Origin of the sequence: Mammaliicoccus sciuri (assembly GCF_002901825.1) — a bacterium.
GTDB lineage: Bacteria > Bacillota > Bacilli > Staphylococcales > Staphylococcaceae > Mammaliicoccus > Mammaliicoccus sciuri.
In genome coordinates, this window is record NZ_PPQD01000028.1 from 199,489 (window position 1) to 224,418 (window position 24,930).

General features: G+C 34.2%; 20 protein-coding genes. 4 read left to right on the forward strand and 16 right to left on the reverse strand.

The window, feature by feature from the left end:
- Window positions 1-48: 48 nt before the first annotated feature.
- A complete protein-coding gene (locus tag CD035_RS09660; protein WP_048540437.1) occupies window positions 49-585 on the reverse strand; it encodes a putative immunity protein in 537 nt (178 codons plus the stop codon).
- Window positions 586-705: 120 nt separating this feature from the next.
- On the opposite strand from CD035_RS09660, the gene CD035_RS09665 reads away from it, so the two are divergent.
- Complete coding sequence (locus CD035_RS09665) at window positions 706-2,217, forward strand: AbgT family transporter (RefSeq protein WP_048540436.1); 1,512 nt, start codon at window positions 706-708, stop codon at window positions 2,215-2,217.
- Between the two features lie 12 nt (window positions 2,218-2,229).
- A complete protein-coding gene (locus tag CD035_RS09670) occupies window positions 2,230-3,510 on the forward strand; it encodes an amidohydrolase (RefSeq protein ID WP_048540435.1) in 1,281 nt (426 codons plus the stop codon).
- Window positions 3,511-3,719: 209 nt separating this feature from the next.
- Here CD035_RS09670 and CD035_RS09675 read toward each other — a convergent pair whose 3' ends face one another.
- The 6 genes from CD035_RS09675 to dcuS all read right to left on the reverse strand — a co-directional run bounded on the left by CD035_RS09675 (window position 3,720) and on the right by dcuS (window position 10,997).
- Window positions 3,720-5,141, reverse strand: a complete 1,422-nt coding sequence (locus CD035_RS09675) for an amidohydrolase (protein WP_048540434.1) — start codon at window positions 5,139-5,141, stop codon at window positions 3,720-3,722.
- A 114-nt stretch (window positions 5,142-5,255) separates the two neighbouring features.
- On the reverse strand, window positions 5,256-5,855 hold the full coding sequence (locus CD035_RS09680) for a hypothetical protein (RefSeq protein ID WP_048540433.1): 600 nt from the start codon (window positions 5,853-5,855) through the stop codon (window positions 5,256-5,258).
- Window positions 5,856-5,994: 139 nt separating this feature from the next.
- Window positions 5,995-7,176, reverse strand: a complete 1,182-nt coding sequence (locus tag CD035_RS09685; RefSeq protein WP_048540432.1) for an NAD(P)-dependent malic enzyme — start codon at window positions 7,174-7,176, stop codon at window positions 5,995-5,997.
- 27 nt (window positions 7,177-7,203) lie between these two features.
- Entirely contained in the window at window positions 7,204-8,547 is a 1,344-nt protein-coding gene (locus CD035_RS09690) for a 2-hydroxycarboxylate transporter family protein (RefSeq protein ID WP_048540431.1), read from the reverse strand.
- 135 nt (window positions 8,548-8,682) lie between these two features.
- Window positions 8,683-9,396 carry a response regulator gene (locus CD035_RS09695; protein WP_048540430.1) on the reverse strand — a complete coding sequence of 238 codons (714 nt, stop codon included), beginning with the start codon at window positions 9,394-9,396 and terminating at the stop codon, window positions 8,683-8,685.
- Window positions 9,390-10,997 (reverse strand): DcuS/MalK family sensor histidine kinase, encoded by a 1,608-nt coding sequence (gene dcuS, locus CD035_RS09700; RefSeq protein WP_048540429.1) that lies wholly within the window; start codon window positions 10,995-10,997, stop codon window positions 9,390-9,392. The genes CD035_RS09695 and dcuS overlap by 7 nt, the downstream gene beginning before the upstream one ends.
- 75 nt (window positions 10,998-11,072) lie before the next feature.
- Here dcuS and CD035_RS09705 point away from each other — a divergent pair, with 75 nt between their 5' ends.
- On the forward strand, window positions 11,073-11,336 hold the full coding sequence (locus CD035_RS09705) for a DUF3427 domain-containing protein (protein ID WP_255209535.1): 264 nt from the start codon (window positions 11,073-11,075) through the stop codon (window positions 11,334-11,336).
- Window positions 11,337-11,377: 41 nt separating this feature from the next.
- Here CD035_RS09705 and CD035_RS09710 read toward each other — a convergent pair whose 3' ends face one another.
- From CD035_RS09710 to CD035_RS09725, 4 genes are all read right to left on the reverse strand, one after another.
- Complete coding sequence (locus tag CD035_RS09710; RefSeq protein WP_048540427.1) at window positions 11,378-11,851, reverse strand: GNAT family N-acetyltransferase; 474 nt, start codon at window positions 11,849-11,851, stop codon at window positions 11,378-11,380.
- Window positions 11,852-12,328: 477 nt separating this feature from the next.
- A complete protein-coding gene (locus CD035_RS09715) occupies window positions 12,329-13,642 on the reverse strand; it encodes a GntP family permease (RefSeq protein WP_048540426.1) in 1,314 nt (437 codons plus the stop codon).
- 34 nt (window positions 13,643-13,676) lie between these two features.
- On the reverse strand, window positions 13,677-14,954 hold the full coding sequence (hisD, locus tag CD035_RS09720; RefSeq protein ID WP_048540425.1) for a histidinol dehydrogenase: 1,278 nt from the start codon (window positions 14,952-14,954) through the stop codon (window positions 13,677-13,679).
- 131 nt (window positions 14,955-15,085) lie between these two features.
- Window positions 15,086-16,075, reverse strand: coding sequence for a LacI family DNA-binding transcriptional regulator (locus CD035_RS09725; protein ID WP_048540424.1), 990 nt, complete (start codon window positions 16,073-16,075; stop codon window positions 15,086-15,088).
- A 410-nt stretch (window positions 16,076-16,485) separates the two neighbouring features.
- On the opposite strand from CD035_RS09725, the gene CD035_RS09730 reads away from it, so the two are divergent.
- Window positions 16,486-16,887 carry a DUF7679 family protein gene (locus CD035_RS09730; RefSeq protein ID WP_075578433.1) on the forward strand — a complete coding sequence of 134 codons (402 nt, stop codon included), beginning with the start codon at window positions 16,486-16,488 and terminating at the stop codon, window positions 16,885-16,887.
- A gap of 202 nt (window positions 16,888-17,089) precedes the next feature.
- Here the strand turns inward: CD035_RS09730 and CD035_RS09735 are convergent, their stop codons facing one another.
- The 5 genes from CD035_RS09735 to CD035_RS09755 form a co-directional block, all read right to left on the reverse strand.
- On the reverse strand, window positions 17,090-18,907 hold the full coding sequence (locus tag CD035_RS09735; RefSeq protein WP_048540422.1) for a solute:sodium symporter family transporter: 1,818 nt from the start codon (window positions 18,905-18,907) through the stop codon (window positions 17,090-17,092).
- Window positions 18,908-18,959: 52 nt separating this feature from the next.
- On the reverse strand, window positions 18,960-20,267 hold the full coding sequence (locus tag CD035_RS09740) for an LLM class flavin-dependent oxidoreductase (protein WP_048540421.1): 1,308 nt from the start codon (window positions 20,265-20,267) through the stop codon (window positions 18,960-18,962).
- A gap of 362 nt (window positions 20,268-20,629) precedes the next feature.
- Window positions 20,630-21,949, reverse strand: coding sequence for an accessory Sec system glycosylation chaperone GtfB (gene gtfB, locus CD035_RS09745; protein ID WP_048540420.1), 1,320 nt, complete (start codon window positions 21,947-21,949; stop codon window positions 20,630-20,632).
- The gene (gene gtfA, locus CD035_RS09750; protein ID WP_048540419.1) at window positions 21,942-23,447 is read right to left on the reverse strand and encodes an accessory Sec system glycosyltransferase GtfA; all 1,506 of its coding nucleotides are present in this window, start codon (window positions 23,445-23,447) and stop codon (window positions 21,942-21,944) included. Before gtfA ends, gtfB begins: the two co-directional genes overlap by 8 nt.
- Before the next feature lie 144 nt (window positions 23,448-23,591).
- On the reverse strand, window positions 23,592-24,930 hold a 1,339-nt coding region (locus CD035_RS09755; RefSeq protein ID WP_219728647.1), incomplete at its 5' end, for an LPXTG cell wall anchor domain-containing protein.

Below are 24,930 nucleotides of genomic sequence, written 5' to 3' on the forward strand. Positions count from 1 at the left end.
GACTTCAGCGATCTCTTGGCTTTACTAAACCCTCAACTCAAACAATACTCATCTTTCCATGATATCTTTCGCTATATGGATTTGTTTATTTCTTTCCTCAGTCACTAACTTTAAATCATTGTTAGATATTATATTCATCACTTTAATAGCATAATCTGACGATACAATTGCATGTCCTCTCATATGTCCTGTTGCGATTGCTTGTGCGTATACACGTGCTGCAAATTTACTTTGTTCTGTTAGTGACCTTTGTGATAATTTATTCGCTAAAAATCCAGCTTGTCTAAGTTCATAAGCACTCATTTGCCCTTCTTTTCTAAGTTGTAATTTGTGTTCTGTTTCTGAAATAATTGTCTGTTTGTCTTCATCATTGCCTATATCTATATCATCAATAAATCTCTTCGCATTTGTAATCGCCCACTCGACAAGTTCTTTCTGAGTCAGTTCTTCTAACAATGTCTCTAAGGTTATTCGTTTCTCAATATCATCTTGAATTTTCACTTTATATTTAGAAGGTATTTCAACTTTATGAGCTTTCTTAAGCTCCCTTTCATGTTCATTCCACGCATATTCCTCTAAATCCATAACATGTCCTCCTTAGTATGACGATTGTTTAAGCTATCAAAAAATTTTTTATTAAATTGTCTAAATATTTGGAACTTTTATTCTTTGTAATGATATAATCACCTGAAGGGGTGGTGTAATATGACAACAAAAGAGCAAAAGTCTAATAGATTTTTAGACGGAATTGAAACAATCGGTAACAAATTGCCACATCCATTTTTTATATTTTTATACTTAGCTATTTTCGTTATGGTATTATCATTTATTTTTAGTTTGTTTGATGCAACGGTTAAACCTCCTGGTGCGGATAAAGTACTCGATGTAAAAAATTTATTTTCAAATGAAGGTATTGAATACATTTTCACTAACCTTATCACGAACTTCACTGGATTTGCACCTTTAGGTCTCGTTATATCCATGATGATTGGTGTTGGCTTGGCAGAAAAAGTTGGCTTTTTAGAATACATTATTCAAAAAACCATTGTCAATGCGCCACCAGCTTTAATTACATATGCAGTCGTGTTTATTGGGATTATGGGTAATATTGCTTCTGATGCTGCAACGATTTTAATTCCTCCATTAGCAGCTATGGTATTCTATAAATTAGGGAGACACCCGGTAGCTGGTTTAGCTGCAGGGTTCGCTGCGGCTGGTGCAGGATTTACAGCTAACTTATTAGTTGTAGGTACAGATGCATTACTTGCTGGTATCAGTACTGAATCTGCAAAGATTATTGATCCTGATATGGTCGTATCTCCAGTAGCAAACTGGTATTTTAATATTATTTCTACAGTATTATTAACTTTTGTAGGTGCACAAGTGACGACTAAAATTATAGAACCACGCTTAGGTGAATATAATGGACATATTGAAGATTTAGATGAACATGAAGACTCACCTACTGCCAAAAAAGCTTTCATTTACGCTTTAATTGCAGCTGCAATTTATATACTTATATTTGTTGTTGGTTTATTAATACCAAACAGTCCTTTATTAGGTGAAAAAGGCGACATACTTGAATCTCCATTTTTAGCAGGAATTGTACCTGTCATACTTGGTTTCTTCCTTGTAGTCGGCACAACGTTTGGTATTGTTGATCAAAAGATTAAAAGCACACATGATGTAGGAAAATTTATGACGCAAGCTGTTAATGACATGTCAGGATACATTGTGCTCATATTTGCTGCATCACAATTCATCAGTTTCTTCCAATGGTCTAATATGGCTACTTGGATTGCTGTAAATGGCGCTGATTTCTTGAAAAGTATTCATTTAACAGGACTACCATTAATCTTGTTATATATCTTATTTACAGCATGTCTCAACTTATTAATCACATCTGGTTCAGCTAAATGGGCATTAGAAGCACCCGTGTTTGTTCCGATGTTTATGCAACTTGGTATTCATCCAGGTTTTACTCAAGCAGCTTATCGTGTAGCTGATTCATCATTTAATATTGTTACACCTTTGAATCCATATTTTGTCGTCATTATAGCTTTCTTAAATAAGTACGATAAAAAGGCTGGTATAGGTACGCTTATTTCATTAATGATACCTTATACGGTTGCATTTATTATTACTTGGATTATTTTATTAACGATTTTCTATTTAACAGGATTACCTTTAGGTCCTGGCGTAACAAGACATTTGTAAGGAGTGATATTCATGAATTTTGACGAAGGTTTTAAACAAAAGTTAATCAAACTTAGACGTAATTTACATGCTTTTCCTGAAGTAGGATTTTTAGAAATTCGAACTGCAAATATCGTTAAGAACTATCTTGATTCTTTTGGATATGACATTAAAAGTGGGCAAGAAGTGATGAACAAAGATTATTTAATGGGGTATCCTACTGAAAATGAATTTAATTCACATATTGAAAAATTAGATCAACTCGACGAAGAACTTCCGCATTTTAGAGATGGATATACAGGAATCGTTGCAACATTAGATACACAAGTTCCTGGTCCAACATTTGCACTTAGATTTGATATGGACGCTTTACCAATTACAGAAAATAAGGATAGCGATCATTATCCTCAAGCCAATGGATTCCTTTCTACAAACAAAGGCTTTATGCATGCATGTGGACATGATGTTCATACAACTATCGGTATTGGCCTTGCAGAACTTTTAAAAGAACATGAATCTGAACTAAAAGGGAAACTTAAGCTCATTTTCCAACCTGCAGAAGAAGGTGTTCGAGGTGCTAGATCTATGGTAGAACAAGGTGTCGTAGATGATGTCGACTACTTTGTTGGCGCACATATCGGATTAAATGCTCAATCTAATGAAATTATCACATCCGTAAAAGGATTCTTAGCTTCTACTAAATTAGATGTTCAAATAAACGGTGTTTCAAGTCATGCAGGAGCACAACCTCAAGATGGTCGCAATGCCCTACTCGCTGCAGCAACATTTGTTCAACAAGTATATGCAATCGAACGTCATGAAAAAGGTGCATCTCGTGTAAATGTTGGTACACTTCAAGCAGGTAGCGGCAGAAATGTTATTGCAGATGAAGCATTTCTACAATTGGAAGTAAGAGGAGAAAATAACGACGTGAATCAATTTATGATGAAACGTGTAGAAGAAATTAAGGCTGGCGTTGAAGCAATGTTTGGTGTCACAATTACAATGACAAAAGTCGGTGAAGCCATTAGTATTAAGCCATCCGAAGATATGGAACAAACAGTTTATCAATTATTAAAAGAGAAGTTGCCATCATTAAATATTATTCAAGAAGAATCCACACCTAGTGGAAGTGAAGATGCTACTTATTTTATAGACAGAGTGATGAGCCGTAAAAAAGATGCAATCTATATGAATATCGGAAGCAATCATGATTATAACCATCACCATCCAAAATTTGATGTCGTAGAAAATGATATATTTAATGGTATTAACGTATTATACGAAATCGTAAAACACTATCAAAGTAAATAACAATAGAATATTGAAAAAGCATGTCCATTAAAAATTGGCCATGCTTTTTTGTCGTATGTAGGATGGAGAGATTAATTGAATGTTGGGTTTGTATGAGGGGAAGGTATAACTTCGACTTTCTCTTCGCTTTATTCAGGACTTAAGCCATGATTTCGACTTTCTCTTCCCCTATTCACCTTTCCACTGACACTAAACTCATCCTCCAATTATTACCTAGGTAATACGCCTTTTGGTATTGGATTTGTATATTCATTTTTACTACGGAATTGTTTAAATTCTTGTTGTACTTGTGATCTTAAATTTGGGTTATCTAATAGTTCTATTGCTGTATGTGCCATTGTCATAGCAGCGTTACTTGTGCCTTGTACTGCTAAGTTTGATAATCCTTGGCTTGTCATTTGCCATGTATGTAATGGTGTTCCGATAGCTGAGGTCGCACATGACACTTGGCCAGTTGGTACTACCCAACTTACATCAGATACATCGGTAGAGCCTGATAATATATGATCTGTCTCTTTATATAGACTGACTTTATCGTATATATATTTACCTTCTAAAGCCTCTTCATCATCTAAAAATCCAAACCCTACTAAACTTGTTAATTTATTTTTTCGTTCATTGTCTGTTAATGAATTAAAAATTTCTTTTGCAAATTGTTCATCATCACGACTCGCTTGATACTCATAAATTTCATTTAATGAGTGATGTAATTGAGCGCCTAATTGTGTATTCGGAATATAATTTGAGCATCCTTTAACAAAGTCGATTTCTACTTCAGTTTCAGTCATTAAAGCAGCACCTTGTGCAATTTTCTTAATACGCTCATAGACATCATGAACTGTATCAATTGTCTTGGCACGAATCAAATATTGTACTGTTGCTGAGTCTTGTACAACACTTGGAGATGAACTACCTACATCGTGTAATGCATAATGGTATCTCACATCTTCTGTAACATGCTCTCTCAAATAATTGGCACCAACATTCATTAACTCGACAGCATCTAAGGCACTTCTACCAAGATGAGGGCTATTAGCAGCATGTGATGAAATACCTTTATAATGAAAATTCACTAAGTAATTGGCGAGTGATGACAAATTCATCACGCTGTTAGAAGGTGACGGATGCCAACATAATGCAAAATCAACATCATCAAAAGCACCATCTCTAACCATAAATGTCTTACCAGAACCAATTTCTTCACCCGGACAACCATAGTATCTTACCGTACCTTCTAGTTGATGTTCTTCCATATAAGCTTTAACCATAGCTGCCGCCATAAGTGATCCTGTACCTAATAAGTTATGACCGCATCCATGACCAACCTCATTCCCTTCGTCATTTTTCGAAGCTGAGTTTGGTGTCTGATATAAACCTGGTAGTGCATCATATTCTCCTAAAATTGCAATGACTGGCTTACCTGATCCATATGAAGCAACAAAAGCTGTCTCAATTTCTGCTACATTACCTTCAACTTTAAAATCCAATTCTTCACATTGTTTCATGAGATATTCTGCAGATTGAAATTCTTTAAACTTTAATTCTGGATGATAAAATAAATATTCACTAATTGCCTTGAACTGGTCTAGATGACTATCTCTATAATCTTTCAAAAACTTTACTCTACTCATAAAACCATCCCCCCTTTAAATATAAATTTTACCATAAAGGTGTAATATATTCATTTAGAGGCATTTCTTATAACATATAAAAATACCAGCTACATCATCATAGCTGGCATTATATTATCTTTGTATTTGATTGGCATTTTCAATGGCTGTTACTTTACCATTCTTTGTCGTTATTAATATTGAGAAGGAATTGTTTGGATTATCATCATAAACTAACCCATCGCTATTTTCTATAGTCGGTGTTCCGTGAACGGATTTAAATGCTTCTACTGTTACATTTGTCGGTGCTACGTATATATGTTCTGCTTTATCTTTACTATTATATCTTACGGCTACATTGCCATATTTTTCAGCATGAGATTGCCCAACTTCTATACGTCCATCTGACTTCCCGAATTTCTTTTCAATGGCATCTCGCGACAATCCAATACCTACTCCATAAAATCCCCTTCTTACATCAGAATTCATAAAACCTTGGCTAAATTGAGTCGTTTGGACATCGATGCTTGGAGGATCGCCTTCTGGTTCCTCAGAATCATCACTTGATTCTTTGTCATTACTTTCTTCACTACTCGGTTCTTTATCAGCTGTTTGTTGATTACTAGAAAATTCAATACGATTATCACCAGCAATAAATTGATACGCGATGAAACCAAATACACCAACGATTAAAAGTAGTAATACTAATATCATTCCCGAAAATATCTGTTTCAAATTCCTTCCTCCGAACTATAATTTTCATAAAAAAGTTTATAAATGTATTGTAATTCATATCAAAATGACTTTCTATAGTAACCTAAAATAAAAAAAGAATAGATTCCTCTATTCTTTTTAAACTATTTCTAAATATATCTTACACCAAAATTTCTGTTTTATTTTCTACGCATTGTTGGACTGATGCTGCTACTTGATTGACGACTCTTTTTTCTAATGAATTTGGAATGACATAATTTGCATTGAGTTCGTCTTTATGAATCGTTGCTGCTATGGCTTTTGCTGCAGCTATTTTCATTTCAGTTGTGATATGTTGTGTCTTGGCATCTAATACACCTCTAAATATACCAGGGAATGCTAACAGATTATTAATTTGATTTGGATAGTCTGAACGACCTGTTCCAACGATTGCTGCACCCGCTTCATACGCTTCTTCTGGATAAATTTCTGGTGTTGGATTCGCTAATGCAAAGATAATTGGATCGTTGTTCATGGATTGAACATGTTCTTTTGATAATGCTTTTGGACCTGATACGCCAATAAATACATCTGCATCCTTAATGACATCTTCTAGAGTACCTTGTACATTATCAAAATTTGTATATTCTGCAATATCTCTTTGTGCATCATTCAACCATTCTTCTGATTTATTTAAGACCCCCTCTAGACTAACGAGGGTGATATTTTGACAACCTGCTTCTAACAATAATTTCGCAATCGCAATGCCTGCTGAACCTGCACCATTTATAATGATTTTGGCATCTTTATCCGTTTTATCTACAACTTTAAGTGCATTGATTAGTGCTGCAAGTACGACAATTGCTGTTCCATGTTGATCATCATGAAATACAGGTATATCTAATTCTTCTATTAAACGCTTCTCTATTTCAAAGCAACGAGGTGCTGAAATATCTTCTAAATTGATACCTGAAAAATTAGGTTGTAACGCTTTAATAATTGATATGATTTCTTCAGTATCTTTCGTGTCTAATGAAATTGGAAAAGCATCAACATTCGCAAGTTTTTTAAAGAGAATACTCTTACCTTCCATAACAGGAATGGCTGCTTTCGGACCGATATCACCTAAACCAAGTACGGCTGTTCCGTCTGTAATAACTGCAATCATGTTACCTCTAGCAGTTAAAGTATTTACTTTTGTTTCATCTTCAGCAATTGCTCTACATACTGCAGAAACACCTGGTGTATAGACAACACTTAAGTCTTCTTCTGACGTCACATCTACTTTGCTCGTGATTTCAATTTTACCTGCGCGTTCTTGATGTAAATTTATAGATTCTCCGTATTCATTACTTTCAGTCATTTTTATTTACTCCTTATTTATATATATTTAGCTTAATAATTTTAATAAAAGTGATGCTAAGATTACGGTAGATACACCACCGATTCTAGTAGCCACTTGTGCAAACGGCATTAATGCCATACGTTTAGATGCTGATAATATCGCAACATCTCCTGTTCCACCTAATCCACTATGACAACCTGTTACGATTGCTGCATCAACGGGATACATCTTCATTAATTTTCCTACGAAATATCCTGATAACATCATGATGAATACAACTGAAGCACATACGATAACGTAGGCTGGTGTCACAATCTTCACAACGTCTTCTAAAGGAATATAAAGCATACCGAGACCGACCATTAACGGCCAAGTTAAACTTGTTGATATAAATTTGTATAAATTATGCGCTCCGTCTTCCATTTTGTGTGGCATCACTTTAAGACATTTAATTAATGTCGCAAATAAAATCATAATAACCGGTCCTGGGACACCAATGAATTTCTGACCAAGTGTACCAACAATAAAGAATGTACAAGCAATGAGTAAACCTGCACCCATTAGTGAGAAATCAATGACTTTTTCTTTTTCTTCAGGAACTTCATTACCATCTTCAGATTTTACTAACTTCCCATTTCCTGAAAGATGCTTTTTCTTTTCTCCTAAACGCATCATAAGTCCTGCACTGACAACTGCGAAGATATTCCCAATAACAGCTGCTGGGATCATTTGAGATACGAATGATTCTGCTGATCCACCTAAAATAGATGAATATGCAATAGATAATGGAAGTATCCCTTCACCAATACCACCACCTATAATTGGAACAACGATATAGAAGAAAGTATGTTGTAAATCATATCCAAACAATAATCCAACTAACATACCTGCTAAGATAGCTAAGACTGTACCCACTATTAAAGGTACAAACATGCGTGTGAAACCTTGAATTAATACTTTCCTATTCATTCCTAAAATACTGCCGACTACTAAACAAGAAATATAGAAATACAAGAAATTAGACGTCTTCATCAAAGTCGTAACGGCTTCCATTGAAGATGTATTAATCACGTTTAAAAACACTAAAATAGAAGGTACAAGCAATGCTAATATAGCCGGACCACCTATTTCTTTTAATATAGGAATTCTCTGCCCTAAATCACCGAGCAACATTCCTAAAATCATAATGACAGCAAATCCACCAATCATATCTGCTGGTAACGTATTATATATAGATGCTGTTAATATAATTGCAGCTAAGACAATGTATAACGGTAATGGCAATACACCAACTTTAGCTTTCATCAATTTTTCCCATAAGCTTTTTATATTATTTTGGATAGGTAACTCATTCTCGGTAACCGCTTCCAAATTGGTCTTCGTATCCATTTTTATCCCCCTTAATTGATATAAACTCATTTTATGAAAACGCAACCAAAAATTATAGCTTATGAAATTTTAATTATCTTTTTGTAATTAAAAAAACCAAACGAACTGAATCGTTTGGTTTTTTATTGAGATATATCATGACATATATCCTTGTAAATATTTTAAGTTGTCTTTGTTTAACTTATAGAAGTAGATCGGTCGGCCAATACCATATGTTAAAGACTCTTCCAGTACTTCAATATCTGTTAAGAATTTTAAATACTTTCTTACAGATACTCTTGAAATATTAACTGCTTTAGAAATATCATCTGTTGAAAATGCATGATCTTCAAAGTCATTCATCTTCTCAATGATGCTTTGTAACGTTTCTTTTGTGACACCTTTTGGCAATTTCAATTCTGAATCATCTGTAACAACTTGTTTATTCAAGAACTCTGCGTCAATATCTGCTTGTTTAATTTGATGATTACCTTTAAAGAAAGTCTGTCCTTGTTTGTATTTAAGTAAAGACTTCTTAAATCTTTCAAATTCAAATGGTTTAATTAAATAATCTACCGCACCATATCTGAACGCCGTCTGAATATCTTCAGCATCTGTAGCAGCTGTTATCAATATCGCATCTACTTGATAACCTTGCTCTCTTACATATTTCAAAAAAGTTAAGCCATTTTCTTCTGGCATGTATATATCTAACAATAATAAATCGATCGTCTTTGACTGAATGACTTCCATTGCTTCTGTTACATTCTGTGCAAAATCAACTAACGCTTCAGGATCTATTTTTTCTATAAATTGACGATTGATTTGCGCAACCATTGGGTCATCTTCAACTATAAGTATATTTAACATTTATCTTCGTCCTTTTTCGGATAGTTTATAACAACTGAGAACTGTACATTTCCTGCTTCATGCGCATTAATTGATATTTGACCATCAAGCTTTTCAACACTTTGTTGAACAAGGTGCAAACCATATCCTCTATTCTCTCCTTTAGAAGAAAAGCCTTTTTCAAATATATGTTCATCTAGTTCATGATTGAGTCCTACACCTGAATCTATTACATCTATCATTAACTGATCCTGTTTATAGTTTAAATGTACGTCAATTGTTTTCTTTTTAAGTGATGATGATACTAATGAGTCTATACTATTATCAATTAAATTACCGATAATTGTAATCACTTCATGCGTAACATGTGAATCTTTCGGTTCTGGTATCGTAGCATGATTAACTATAGAAAGCTTGATTTGTTGTTCGCGTGCCAGACTAAGCTTACCAATTAAGAAACCAGCTAATGCTGCATCTTTAACCTTCGATGTGATATCTCCACTTTCTTGACTACCAAGTTCTACAATTTCGCGTATGTACTGTTTTAAATCATCGTAATGTTCCATCTGCAACATACCAGAAATTACATGCAATCTATTACTAAATTCATGCGATTGTGCTCTTAACGTATCTGCATAAGTCCGAACACCTACTAACTGCTCCGATAATTTATGCACTTCCGTCTTATCCCTAAACGTTGATATCGCACCCACTATTTCATTATTCACAATTAACGGTACTCTATTAACCAATATCTTCACGCCGTTAATATCTTGTTCTTTATCAAGTTCAGGCTTTCCAAGCTCAACAATCTTAGGTAATTGCGTCGAAGCCATATAATCATTAATTGGCATACCTATAGGATCTCCTTTAAGACCTGCTTTCTTAAAAATATCCATTGCAGACTTATTAACCAAATTAATTTTGCCATCTTTATCCACTGCCACAATCCCTTCATGAACAGACTGTAACATCGTATTACGTTCACCTAGAATTTTCGCGATATGTGAAGGTTCAAGTCCTAACAAAATACGCTTAATATAAATCGATAATAAATACGCGCCAATAGCACCTACAATTAAACCAATTACAGATCCAATCATAATTTTCTTATTACCATCTGCTAAAGCTTCATACACCGTCTGCATTGGCACACCAACCGATACCGCACCCACTTGTTTACCATCAGCATAAATAGGCGTGAAAGCACGCATCGTTAAACCAAGCGTACCTTTCGCAATAGACGAACCAGCCTTACCATGTAAGACATCCCCTTCATCGCCACCTTTAAAATGCTTACCAATCAATTTCTCATTCGGGTGAGACTTTCTAATTCCATTCATATCCATCACAACAATAAAACTCACGTCCGTTGTTTTTTGAATCTTAGACGTATAATCTTGAATCTTACGACCATCACTACCCTCAGCCAAAGACTTCTGCACAACCTCAGAACCAGCAATCGCCTTACCAATAACCTCCGCCTTCTCCTTCGTCGTACTATGAATCGTATCCTTAATCGTATTACTGATTAATAAACACGTAATTAATAAAGAAAATAGCACCACAATACAAACCACAATAATCACAAGCGTACTCAACTTTAATCTTTGCTTCTTCAAAACATAACCGCCTTTAGTAAACATTACAAATGTTATTAATTATTAAGAATATATCATATTCTTAGTTTTCATATAATAAATCACTGGAAATTCGAATCAAAAGAAGTCCAAAAAATCTTAGCACATCAAGAAAATAATATAGACATGTATATCTTTGTAAAGAAAGAAGACGTGGCAGACGGAAAAGAATTTTATTACCTGGGAAAAGCACATTACATTAAAGATTCGGCAGAACAAACAATCATGCCAAATGCTAAACAACAAAATATCGTCACAATGACATTATCTATGGAATCACCTGTAAAAGACGAAATATATAGATATATCATAGAGGCGTAGGGAAGAGTCTAGGACATCATTGTTCTAGACTTTTCAATTCTCTACAAATATTTCTCCAACACTATTTCATCTCGAATTGGAATCCCATTTTCTGCTAATAGTGGAATGGATGGTTTTTGCTTTCTTGCTTTTTCTACTGCATTTGATATGACTTTTATGATGCTATATCCTCTTTTTTGATAGAACTTCAAAGCATTTAAGTTATCATTTGTTGTTATGACTGTAATTTTTGTTATATCCTTTTCCTCAGATATTTCTTCTAACTTTTTCAACAATTGACTTCCTATTCCTACATTCTCTCTAAAACTATCCAATGAAATAATTTCTATTTGATCATTTCTTATTATATATGTAATCACACCGATTATTTCCGCTTCATCGAACGCAACAAATCCTGGTAAATCTGATAATTGATAAGTTCCTGAAGAGACAACCATTTCATCATCTCCCCAGTTATCAATAAACAAATCGATGAGTACTTGTTTATTGATGTCATTAGTATGAACCACTTTCATTATTAATCACCCGCTTCTTGTACTTTAAACAAATTATATTAAATACTCTTTAATTTGTGCTATGAGCATTAAATTATTACAAAAAAATAACCATTCCCAACTATTAATCAAGTTTACGGAATGATTGATTTTATTTTTATATTAATATAAGCAAGTTCGAAAGATAGTGGCTAATCTCTATTTCAAGGGTGATGCCTATGATGTTGGTTTTTGCTCCTTGAAAGTAGTAGAATGACTGATTATGAAATTCTAATGGTTGTCATATCAATCAGTGGTTTAATATTAATTAGCAACATTCAAAAAGTAACCATTCCAACTTTTGACGGAGTTCTGGAATGATTACTTATTATTGTTCTAAAAACTTCAGTCACCGTCTTTCGAACGGGCTCATCGGGCAACGTGTTCCACCACGTTGTCCTTTTTCATTTACATAATATCATAATTTGGTATATTTTGTCTATTTCTATATACATTCAATTACATGCCTAAAGTGAATAATATAATGGCTATGATAACAGCTGCGATTGGGACGAGTACGGTCATTGCGCCGAATGCTGGATATGCGTCTTTGTGTGTTTCTCCTGCTATAGATCTAATTGTAGTAACGGCATAACCACCGTGTGGTAAGGAGTCTAATGTCCCTGATGATAATGCTACTGTTCTATGCAATGCTTCTGTATCTACACCCATATCTATATAATGTGGCGCGAGTATTGGCAACGCGATTGTTTGTCCACCTGAAGATGAACCTGTTAAACCTGCGATAACCATTACAGCGATCGCCCCAGTTATGAGTGGCGATCCGTTTAAATGTGTCACATATTCTATCGCATCATTAAAGGCTGGTGTAATCTTAGCTACACTCCCAAAACCTACTACTGCTGATGTATTACCAAGTGCTATTAACGCACCTTCCGTTCCTTTTCCTACTGCTTTCCAAAAATCTCTGAAATAACTACGATTTAATAACCATGTTGCTATAATTCCGCTGGATAGGGAAATAATGAGCGCTGATTGTTCAAGTACGTTATGTAGTAGAAAAGACACGATTAATACAACAAATAATGGAATCATACTTAAAAAAGGATTCGGTAAATGGTTTCTTTTTTCAAATTCATCATTCTCTCTTTCAATAAATACCTCACCATTTCGTTTTGCTTTTTTAATCATATGCATGAGCCACAGATATCCAGCTATTAACATAAAGAGTGCTGTCACAAGGCTGACTTCCCATGCTGCATAGGGACTTGTGTGCAAGTAAGGAATAGGTATCCAATTTTGTATTTCAGGAGAACCGGCTGAAGTCATTGTAAATGTTGTAGATCCTAATGCTAAAGCGGCTGGAATAAACCTTCTTGGATAATTGGATTCTTTAAATAAACTAACAGCCATTGGATATACTGCAAATGCTACAACAAATAGACTTACCCCACCATATGTTAAGACGCCACATGCAAGGACGATTGCGAGTACGGCTCGCTTCATACCTATTTTACTAATAATCCAATGCGATACACTTTCAGCTGCACCACTATCTTCCATGACTTTACCGAATATGGCACCTGTTAAGAACATCAAATACCAAGAAGTTATAAACCCTGAAAAGCCCTCCATATATCCGGTTATAAAGTCAGTTTGTCCTTTTTCGGCAAATTGTGAAAAGACGGGCACGCCATTTAATAAAGCAACAAACAATGCTGATATTGGTGCAACAATTAACAAATTCATGCCACGCATTACTAATATCGTCAGTAACACGAGTCCCCCGATAAGTCCTATTATCCCTAACATTGTAAAGCCTCCTTAATTAAGCATTCACTGTTGACTATTGATTACCATATTTTCTAACACGTAATAATGCTTGTTCTGCATGGCCTGCAAAGTTCTCTAACTGGCAAAGTCTTGCTGCATACTCACCAATCATTGCACTTTGTTCAGGATCGTCTATATGTTGGTATGTCACTGTTTTTAAGAATTTACCAACCCATAGGCCACCTGTATATTTCGCTGCTTGTTTCGTTGGTAAAGTATGGTTTGTACCGATGACTTTGTCACCATAAGCAACGTTTGTTTCTGGACCTAAGAATAATGCACCATAATTTTTCATATGTTCTAAATAATAACTTGGATCTTTCGTTAATATTTCAACATGTTCGAATGCTAATTTATTAGCTTCTTTAACTGCTTCTTGATCATCCTCAACAACAATCACTTGACCATAATTATTCCAAGATTCTCTGGCTACATCAGCTGTAGGTAAAGTTTCTAATTGTCTCTCAATTTCTTTCATCGCTTCTTTCGCAATTTCTTCAGAAGTAGAAATAATAGCACCTGGTGATGTTGGACCGTGTTCACCTTGCCCTAAAATATCTGTTGCAATCATTTCTGGCTCACTTGTTTCATCAGCAATGACTAGAGTTTCAGTCGGGCCAGCTAATAAATCTATACCTACGCGACCAAACACTTGGCGTTTCGTTTCAGCAACAAATGCATTACCTGGACCTACAATCATATCAACTGGTTGAATCGTTTCTGTACCAATTGCCATACTTCCCATAGCTTGAATGCCGCCTAATATATAAATTTCATCAGCTCCTGCTTTATGCATAGCATAGACAGTTGTTTTTGGAATTTCTCCATTAATAGGAGGTGTACAAGCAATAACACGCTCTACACCTGCAACTTTAGCTGTTAAAATACTCATATGTGCCGATGCGATCATTGGATATCGACCACCAGGTATGTAACATCCTACACTTTCTACAGGTATATTTTTATGTCCTAAAAATACGCCCGGCATAACTTCAACATGAATATCTTTCATAGAGTCTCTTTGTGCTTCTGCGAATTTCTTAATATTATCTTGAGCAAATGCAATATCATGTTTAACGTCTTCAGGAATAGAGTCTACTATTTCTTCAATTTGTGCTTGAGATAATTTAAATTGTTCAGGATCCCATTTATCAAACTTAATCGATAAATCTCTTACTGCTTTATCACCTTGTTCTTCAATGTCTTTCAAAGTATTTGCAACAATTTGTTTCGTCTTTTCGTCACTTTCTTTTACGATTGCTTCAGCCATACCTTCTTTGATAAACTTCATTTGCAATTACCTCCTATATTTTTGCATACGTATTCAAAATGTAATATATAAGAATACTTTTGAACATTTCAAAAGTATGAATACGTATGCAATTTGTGTTATAACAAGATTATGTTAAACGCTTACATTTGTCAAGTATGTACAGTTGTTTTTCGTTTAAGCAATTTTCCTTGAATATACTGATCTCGCTCAACCACGCTATTTGGATCTGTTAAAATATTTATGACACCATCAACCATTTCCTCAATAGGTTGCGACCAAGTTGAGAGATTATTGTTTGGCCAAGAAGCCATCTTAATATCATCAAATCCTATAACTTCAACGTCTTCTGGAACAGATAGACCATACGCTTTAATTGCATCTAAGGCGCCTAGTGCTGTAACGTCATTTGCACCAAATAATGCATCTATCTTTTTCCCTGATTTTAAAAATTCATAAGTAAGATGATAAGCTTTTTCGTATGTATAGTCACCATGAATAACATCTATTTCCATGTTCTTCTCGTCAAAATAACGTTTAAATCCAGTTAATCGCTCTTGGTTCGTAGAAGTGTTCAATAATCCTGAAATAAACACATTATGTTTGTGTCCTCTTTGATAGAAATAATCTGCAATATTCGTCGCAGCATTGATATTATCACACGTTACTGAATAACTATCTGAAGATTCATCTCTCCTATTAAATAAGATGACTGGAATTTGTGCTTTAGATAATTTATCAACTAAACCAGAAGACAAAATCGCATCTGTCACTATAATCGCTTCGACATTATATTCTAAAAATTGATTGATTTCTTCTTGCTGTATTTCTTCATTCTCTGAATTTACAAATAGCACAGAATAGCCAATTTCTTTTAATTTTTTCGTAAATATTGCAAGTGTTTCATGGTAGAAAGGATTCTGCACTGCTTTCATCGCAATACCTACTAGATTTGTCTTATTCATAATAAGCCCTCTTGCTAATGCATTCGGCTTATAATTCAATTCATTCGCAACGGCCATAACTTTTTTTCGTGCTTTTTCAGACACACTTGCACCAGGTGTAAATACTCTCGATACTGTTGATTGAGATACATTTGCTAATTTGGCTACTTGAGATGCTGAAACTCTTTGCCTACTCATAAAACCCCTCCTTAAATCTATTTCTTTTATTATACATAATGCACCTCATAACACCTAACGCTCTTTAAATCGCATAATTGCTAACAATAGGTACGATTGGCGTCAATAGAGGTATTCTGTTTATCGTTATTCAACATTAGTAGCATTCATTTTAATTACTGTTATTTTAACATATGATGCCATTATCTTCTTTCGGCAGTCTTGCAATATACGGAGTTTCTATGTTGCTTGTTTGATGAGTCTTGATAAATACGAGGTCCTGAACATTGCTTGTCGCACCTCACTTACAATATTCACACCTCCAACATTCCCCCTTCTCTTCTTATATTCTTGTTAGACCTTCCATATATTTTTATTGTATAATTATGGTATTAATTTTCGCTCGGAGGTAATTTTTATCTGTGTCTAAAATGTATTTTTATGTAAAAGTTAAGCGCTTGGATGGACGTGTTCTGAACTATCAATTGCCTAATGATTTACAGGAAGCGATGCGTATCTATCGACAAGAAAATCCGAAGACTTGGACTAAGATGTTCAAACATGCTTTAATCAACATTCCTTTAGAACCATATAGCGCAAAGAATCGTTATCGACCATTAATTGGTGTCGGCTTAATTAAAAATGTATTCTATCTCAATAAACCAAAAGCACTGCGAACAAGAGGTCAGTTTCTAACATTTGATAATTGGTCAAAGAAAGGTTGGAAACACTTTTGGAGAAGCTCTGCTTTTTTAAGACACGATCATAAATTGAAGTCTAAGATTAATATCATGTATCAATACTACCAATGGAAAAAATGGCATAAAAAATAAGCTAACTATATTCGCAGTATAGTTAGCTTACACCTATTAAGGTTCGTTTCGTATTCACAATCCACCTGTGAGCCTTTACTTATTAACCATCAGTCCTCTAACCGGAGCCTGATGGTTATTTATATTGCTCCTAAATTTTAACACATTTTTCTGAACTTATACAAGTAAAATTACACTATATATATTACCACACTATCTATCATCATTTTATCGACTGTTCTAAGCTATTCGGTAAAACATTTCCTTGTTGTTCTATATTTAATTCTTCTTTGAGTTGTTTATTGTATTGCTGCTTTAGGGTTGATTCGTATTTATGTGACCATTGTTTTAGACTGACGTAATACAGAACGCCCACTACTATAACAAGTGCTACGACCATTGGCCAGAACAATGGTGAAACGATATTCTCTTGTGAGGCTAGTCCTATTGGCGAGAACAATACAAATGTAAATATCATTGACCCAAATAAGACTACTGTTACTGGAATGGTGTATTTCCATGGTGTCATATCCACTTTAGGATTTGGTTTGAATTGATATGGTGTACTTAATGGCTTAATTGCTCCAATAACAATCATTAAAAGTACTTCAATGACAAACAATAATCCTTGTATGTAAATAAAGTTTATCGTCATCTCATAATGGAAAAACATTGGCAAGCCCCATATGAGTAAATAGTAAACAATGACATGTGATATGATCACAATTTTAGGTCCGATAGCTGGAATTCTTTTAGAAAATATCCCTACCAGTACAATTGCGATGATAGGTATATTGAAAAATCCTGTAAACTGACGAATGATTGTCCATAATCCTTGTGGTGCATTCATTAACATTGGTGAAATAAAGAATGTGATAAGCGCCAAGATTACGCCAAACCATTGACTCACTCTGATCATTTGTCTATCAGTCGCTTCTTTGTTGATGAGTACTTTATAAATATCATAAACAAACAATGTTGATGCACTATTGAGCAACGCATTAAAGCTCGAGAATACGGCACCTAATAGTACAGCTAGAAAGAAACCATTTAAAAATGTTGGAAAGACGTCTTTTGTTAAAGTTGGATAAGCTAAATCCATATTCTTTAATCCTGAACCGTATAAATGATATGCGATAACGCCTGGTATCATCATTAAGAATGGTACAAGAATTTTAAGAAATCCTGTAAATAACGCACCTTTTTGACCTTCTGCTAAACTTTTCGCACCGAGCGTTCTTTGAATTACATATTGATTCGTACCCCAGTAGAATAAATTAGCAAAAATCATACCTGTAAAAATCGAACCAAAGGGCACATCATCTTGTTGTGAACCGATTGAATTAAGCTTTTCTGGATGTTCTGTAGCGATTGTTTTCATGCCCGCTAACATACTGCCATCGCCAAGTGCAATAAATCCAAGTATCGGTACTAGTACCCCGACAATCAACAATCCGATACCATTTAATGTATCTGAAATGGCAATTGCTTTTAATCCACCAAGAACTGCATACAGCATTCCGATAATACCAATCACCCAAACGATAATCCAGATGGATCGTTCGTACGTAATGTCAAACATATTCGGTATATCAAAAATTTGTATCACAGCTAAAGAGCCTGAATACAGTACTGAAGGAATGGTAATGAAACCATAACCCACCATAAATAACACGACAATTAATAATCTCGTTTGATGGTCGAAACGTGTATTTATAAATTCAGGAAGCGTCGTAAAGGCGCCTCCTAAATATTTGGGTAATAGAATAGTCGCTAATACAATGACTGAAAATCCAGCTGTTACTTCCCATCCCATACTTGATAAGTTATTCTGATAACCTTGTCCGTTTAATCCTATTAATTGCTCGGCAGATAAATTAGTAAGAATTAAGGCACCTGCGATAAATCCGCCGGTTAACCCTCTTCCACCTAAGAAAAATCCGCCAGAACTATTTACTGTATTTTTCGTCTTATAATAAGAATACCAAGCGACAATACCGATAAAGAATGCACATGAAACAAGTGTAAAAGCTACATACATATTGATGACCACCTCTTCAGAAGAATAACAGCTTTAACTGTTTTAATCGTTCTTAATTATGTTGCTTAGCATAACTTAATCCAATTTTTTCTCGTAATGTTCCTTCGCTATAATCTTCTTGCACTAACCCTCTATCTTGTAATATTGGAACCACTTTATCTACAAATAATTGGAATTGTGTAGGATTGAGTGGTGCCATAATATTAAAGCCATCTGCAGCACCTTTCGTAAACCATTCTTCCATTCTATCTGCTACATCTTCAGGCGTCCCAACGATAATATGGTGACCTCTTGCACCAGCTACATGTTTCATAACATCTTCAAGTGTAGAATGATGTTTCTTAGCTGTTTCTTTAATCAAATCAACACGACTTTGAATATTGTTTCCTTGATCGATTTCAATATCCGCAAACGGTGTATTTAATTCATATCCACTTAAATCTGTATCACCTAAATAAGAAGATAATAATTCTAATCCCATTTCTTTAGGAATCAAATCTTGTAATTCGTTATAATTTTTTTCTGCCGCTTCTCTCGTTTCACCAATAAACGGAAATATTCCTGGCATAATCACAACGTCTTGGTGATCGCCTCTTTTTTCTTTAACTTTACTTTTTAAATTTTCAGCAAAACGAACCGCAGCATCCACATCATTTTGAGCGGTAAACACGACTTCTGCATACTTAGCCGCAAAATCAATACCTTTCTTAGAAGAACCTGCTTGCACAAGTAAAGGGTGACCTTGAGGCGGTTGTTCAATATTTAACGGACCTTTCACACTGTAAAATCGTCCTTTATAATCAATCGTCTTAGGTTGATAATCAGGCAATAATCTCCCCTCATCATGTAACTTTTCAGGATTCACATCTTCCCATGAATGCCATAACTGTTTAGAAACTTCTACAAATTCATCCGCTTGCTCATACCTTAAATCATGATCCACATTATTTGTTCCATTAAAATTTGATGCAGTCGCATTAATTCCAGAAGTAACAATGTTCCAACCAGCTCTACCATTACTATAATGATCTAAAGAAGCAAAGATCCTTGCTAGATTGAATGGTTCAGAATATGTCGTTGAACCCGTTACAATAAGACCCAAGTGCTTCGTTTCTCTAGCAACAATAGACATAAGTGATAAAGGTTCGAAAAATGAAAACATATCAGGATGTGTCTTCTTATCTACATACAAACTGTCTGATACAAACAAGAAATCAAACTTAGCCTTTTCCAAAATCTTCGCCTGTTCAATCGTCTTCTCTAAATTCATACCACCCTTTTTAATAGAGTCAGGATGTCTACTACTCGCAACATGATGTCCAAAACCTGTTAAAAAATATCCTAATTTCATTCTTTTCATCTTTGTCCCCTCCAATAATTTATTATTCCGATTGGATTAATAAGAAATATCTTACCATTGTCTATTTATAGAGTCAATTTACAATTTTCAAAAAATTTATTTTTAAAAATAAAAATACCTACCAACATCAAATATTGGTAGGTCTAGATAAATTCAATTTATATAAAAAGTCGAAAAGTTATTTTTTCTTCTTTTTCTCTTCCATAATAGCAAGAATAATAAAGCCAACAATGAATACAGGGATGAATGCAGCAATAAACATCATTTGAAACACCTCTTATCTTAATATTCTTTATATCATACTTATCATACCAAGAAATAAGATAAGGTCATAGTAAAGGAGTATGCTTTATAGGCGTATATTATTCAAACAACGCTTCAAATGCTTGTGCTTGTAATGAACTTGCATGCTTCAATTGAATTTCTCGTTTAACATCAGCTAATGTAGGTTCCGCTTCTATCTCTTTTAGTGCATGGATAAATTGATCTTTATGTTCTAACGAGAATTGATTTTCTTTAGCAATATAATCCGCATTATGCACTGTCTCTTTATATCCTAAAATCAATAACTGGTGCTCAAATGCTACTTTAATAGCATCCAGAATTTCATTACCTTTGTTAATATCTAAATAAATGTCGCATGTTTCATATAAAGTATGAATTTTCTCTTTAGTTGCTACAGGATGTAGCGTGACATTATGATATTTATTAAGTTGTAGTAACTTTTGAGACATCTCAGTAATAGCAACAATATGAAATTGATATTGCGGATGAGCTTTAACGATATCTTCAATATGTGGAATCTGATCAGAGTTCGTTAATGTAAGCACATTGAGCGCTTCTTTATGATTATTTTTAAACTCGTATACATAACCTGCTTTCGCAATTCTACTTTGATGTTCAGATTCTATAAGTTCACGTACTTTATCATATTCCTCATTATTTGGTATTAAAATTTTACTACCTCTCATCTTATCAGCTAACATAAGCTTCATATTTCCCGGTAAATCATCTTTAATTTGTTCTTGCCAATACAAATAGTCGTGTCCTTCTACTTTTAAGTCATGAAGGACTGCGAATGGTATAGATAGAGAATTAATTAAAAAGCTTTCTAACGGCATTTCGCTCATCTTTAAATAGAATATGACAAACTGAACTTTTGATTGAAAGATATATTCTTTATCGTTCCATTTCAACATAATATCATTCGTTACGAAATTCTCACTTATAATTTCTTCATTTCGATCATTAAACCATCGTTTAATAATGCGTCTTTGATTATCATCAACCATTAATTGCGCATACTTTAAACCTTTATCATTATAATAATCAATGACTTGTGTTCTACCTTGTTTGTTCAACCATTCAATTCGCTCAACTATTCTAAAACCGTAGTTCTTCTTATATATAATTCTACCTTTTACTTCGCCCATATTTTTAATTTCTGCTGAATTATTATTACCTTCAATTTCCCAAAATCTTGGTAATGGCACTTGGTTAAAGAATAATGGTTTTGAAGCATGATTATCATTATTAGCGAAAAATTGATAAGGTGTTATGACATTTGAAGGTAAGAATCCATCTTCTTCAATTACAATTGTTTGTACATTCATCTTTGCGTTCTCAAATGTTTTATAAAGTCGTTGTGTTCTTATATCAAAAGATTCAAATAGATTAATCATGTAGCACCTCTTCAATTAAGTGAAACCACTTTTGTTTAATATTGTCAGTCTTGTATTGTTCAGCAAGTTCATAAGATTTCTCATGAAATGATGAAGTATCATTTTTGAAAAATTGAATAACCGCTTCGGCTAAATTGTCGACGATTTCTTGTTCTGATTGGTGACTTTTATCGATAGGAATTAAATATCCATTTTCATTATGACCAATAAATGTTGTGTTTCCATAATCGACATCAAATCCTATCATACCTAAACCAGAGCCGATAGCTTCCATCAACGTTAAACCGAAACCTTCACTTGTTGAACCTGCGAAAAACAATTCATAATTAGCATATACATCTTGTAACTTCACATGTCCTAAAAGCTTGATATAGTGATTCGCTTCATTTTCTTCGATTAATTTTTGAAGCATGTTTCTTTCAGCGCCTTCTCCGTATATATCAAATATCAAATCAGGAATAGATTGTTTTGCTTTGACGACAGCTTTCACTAACCAATCTATATGTTTTTCACTGGCTAATCTTGATGCTGTTATGACTGAATAAGGTTTTCTATTATCTGGCTTAATCACATCATGAATACTACCAACAGGCACTGTATATATCTTTGGTAGATTTCCGTAATATTGATTAAATTGATGACTCAGAACTGCTTTTTGTCGATCTGTTGCTGCAATATAAAAATCCACTTCATTTACATGAGAAAATACATATTCATAATAATTATTCCATAGTATATAGTCATCATTCGTGAAATTCGAACTATAATGTTCTGCATGAATGACCACGCCTAACTTAGAATCGCCTTTATTTTGAATAACAGGTTGTCCCATACCTTTGGATCGGTCAACAATCACAATATCCTTTGATGTTAAATGCAAGCATTTCATAAAATAAGCAACAAATTCTTGTTTAGAATATAAAATTCGATCCTTAAACATGTATAAATGACCGTTATTATTTAAATACTCATTATAAGCAATAGAACCATCTTCATTATAAAATTGTCTCATATAAACTTTCGCTCTATTCTCATGTGGCGCATAATATTCCGAGAATGTTCTTGTATAAGTATAGAAGTCTTTTCTAATTAATTTTCCACGAGAAACAAACTCAGCTCTATCCACATATGGCTTGCCTTGTTCCTTCAAATAACAAACAACATACGTTTGATTCACTTCACTAAATAATTTAATCGTTTTTTTCTGTTCTTCTCGACGCGTTATTTTCATATCAAGCGTATCAATTAAATCTTCCACTGTATAAGAAGTAGGTGCAATTTTAATATCCGTAAAATATTGGTATAACCAAATAATCTCATCGTCATAATATCCCATGTGACTTGTTAAAGTTTGAATATTCTCATGTGTTAATAAATCTAAAAACACAAATTTCAAACTTTCCTTTTGGTCACGAAGCATCTTAGCTCTATAAAATTGGGCATATTCGATACCACTGCTCGCCCAACCAATACTATAATTAATATTATATATTGTCATAAAAAGTCCCTTCTTTACAAATTAGCATTATTATAAAATATACAAAATAACCAACATTTCCCAATTCTCTTTTTAAATTATTATATAGTATTTATATTAAATAAAACAAGCTAAGAGAGAAATCCCTTAGCCTGTAATTTAAAATTACTGATTATCATGGTTATTTTTACGGCGACTTCTAAGTAACAAAGCACCACCGAAAGCTGCAAGCAAGCCACTCATTAAACCAGAATTTTGCTTACTTTCACCTGTATCAGGTAACTTTTCATCATCAGAAGATTGATCATCATTATGATCCATGATTTCACTAGAATCTAAAACCTCTTCAATATTATTATTTAATGTATTTATTTCATAATTATCATCTTGAACTATATTGTTCATATTTGTACCAACTGTATTTGTCGGCTCATCTGAAATCATAGCGTCACTTTCAATTATTGAGTCACTCATGCTTTCTGAAGTGCTTTCACTTGTTGAATCACTTGTACTCTCTGAAGTACTATCGCTCGTTGATTCACTTGTGCTTTCTGAACTACTTTCGCTCGTTGACTCGCTCATGCTCTCTGATGTGCTGTCACTTGTTGAATCACTCGTGCTTTCTGAACTACTTTCGCTTGTTGATTCACTTGTGCTTTCTGATGTGCTGTCACTTGTTGACTCGCTTGTGCTCAATGACTCACTTTCACTTAATGATTCGCTCGTGCTCAATGATTCACTCGTGCTTAACGATTCACTTTCACTTAATGACTCACTTGTGCTCAATGATTCACTTGTACTTAATGATTCGCTTTCGCTTAATGACTCACTCGTGCTTAATGATTCACTTGTACTTAATGATTCGCTCGTGCTTAACGATTCGCTTTCACTTAATGACTCGCTTGTGCTTAGTGATTCACTTGTGCTCAATGATTCACTTGTACTTAATGATTCACTCGTGCTTAATGATTCGCTTTCGCTTAATGACTCACTCGTGCTTAATGATTCACTTGTACTTAATGATTCGCTCGTGCTTAACGATTCGCTTTCACTTAATGACTCGCTTGTGCTTAGTGATTCGCTTGTGCTCAATGATTCACTTGTACTTAATGATTCACTCGTGCTTAACGATTCGCTTTCACTTAATGACTCACTCGTGCTTAACGATTCACTTGTACTTAATGATTCACTTTCGCTTAATGATTCGCTTGTACTCAATGATTCACTCGTGCTCAATGATTCACTTTCGCTTAATGATTCGCTCGTGCTCAATGACTCGCTCGTGCTCAATGACTCACTCGTGCTCAATGATTCACTTGTGCTTAACGATTCACTTGTGCTTAATGATTCACTTTCGCTTAACGATTCACTCGTGCTTAACGATTCACTTTCACTTAATGACTCACTCGTGCTTAATGATTCGCTTGTACTCAATGACTCACTCGTACTCAATGATTCACTTGTACTCAATGATTCGCTTGTACTTAATGACTCGCTTGTACTT

Coding starts and splice junctions, on each gene's coding strand:
- CD035_RS09660 (WP_048540437.1), bottom strand. CDS start 585: ATGGATTTAGAGGAATATGCGTGGAATGAACATGAAAGGGAGCTTAAG.
- CD035_RS09665 (WP_048540436.1), top strand. CDS start 706: ATGACAACAAAAGAGCAAAAGTCTAATAGATTTTTAGACGGAATTGAA.
- CD035_RS09670 (WP_048540435.1), top strand. CDS start 2,230: ATGAATTTTGACGAAGGTTTTAAACAAAAGTTAATCAAACTTAGACGT.
- CD035_RS09675 (WP_048540434.1), bottom strand. CDS start 5,141: ATGAGTAGAGTAAAGTTTTTGAAAGATTATAGAGATAGTCATCTAGAC.
- CD035_RS09685 (WP_048540432.1), bottom strand. CDS start 7,176: ATGACTGAAAGTAATGAATACGGAGAATCTATAAATTTACATCAAGAA.
- CD035_RS09690 (WP_048540431.1), bottom strand. CDS start 8,547: ATGGATACGAAGACCAATTTGGAAGCGGTTACCGAGAATGAGTTACCT.
- CD035_RS09695 (WP_048540430.1), bottom strand. CDS start 9,396: ATGTTAAATATACTTATAGTTGAAGATGACCCAATGGTTGCGCAAATC.
- CD035_RS09710 (WP_048540427.1), bottom strand. CDS start 11,851: ATGAAAGTGGTTCATACTAATGACATCAATAAACAAGTACTCATCGAT.
- CD035_RS09715 (WP_048540426.1), bottom strand. CDS start 13,642: ATGTTAGGGATAATAGGACTTATCGGGGGACTCGTGTTACTGACGATA.
- hisD (WP_048540425.1), bottom strand. CDS start 14,954: ATGAAGTTTATCAAAGAAGGTATGGCTGAAGCAATCGTAAAAGAAAGT.
- CD035_RS09725 (WP_048540424.1), bottom strand. CDS start 16,075: ATGAGTAGGCAAAGAGTTTCAGCATCTCAAGTAGCCAAATTAGCAAAT.
- CD035_RS09730 (WP_075578433.1), top strand. CDS start 16,486: ATGTATTTTTATGTAAAAGTTAAGCGCTTGGATGGACGTGTTCTGAAC.
- CD035_RS09735 (WP_048540422.1), bottom strand. CDS start 18,907: ATGTATGTAGCTTTTACACTTGTTTCATGTGCATTCTTTATCGGTATT.
- CD035_RS09740 (WP_048540421.1), bottom strand. CDS start 20,267: ATGAAAAGAATGAAATTAGGATATTTTTTAACAGGTTTTGGACATCAT.
- gtfB (WP_048540420.1), bottom strand. CDS start 21,949: ATGATTAATCTATTTGAATCTTTTGATATAAGAACACAACGACTTTAT.
- gtfA (WP_048540419.1), bottom strand. CDS start 23,447: ATGACAATATATAATATTAATTATAGTATTGGTTGGGCGAGCAGTGGT.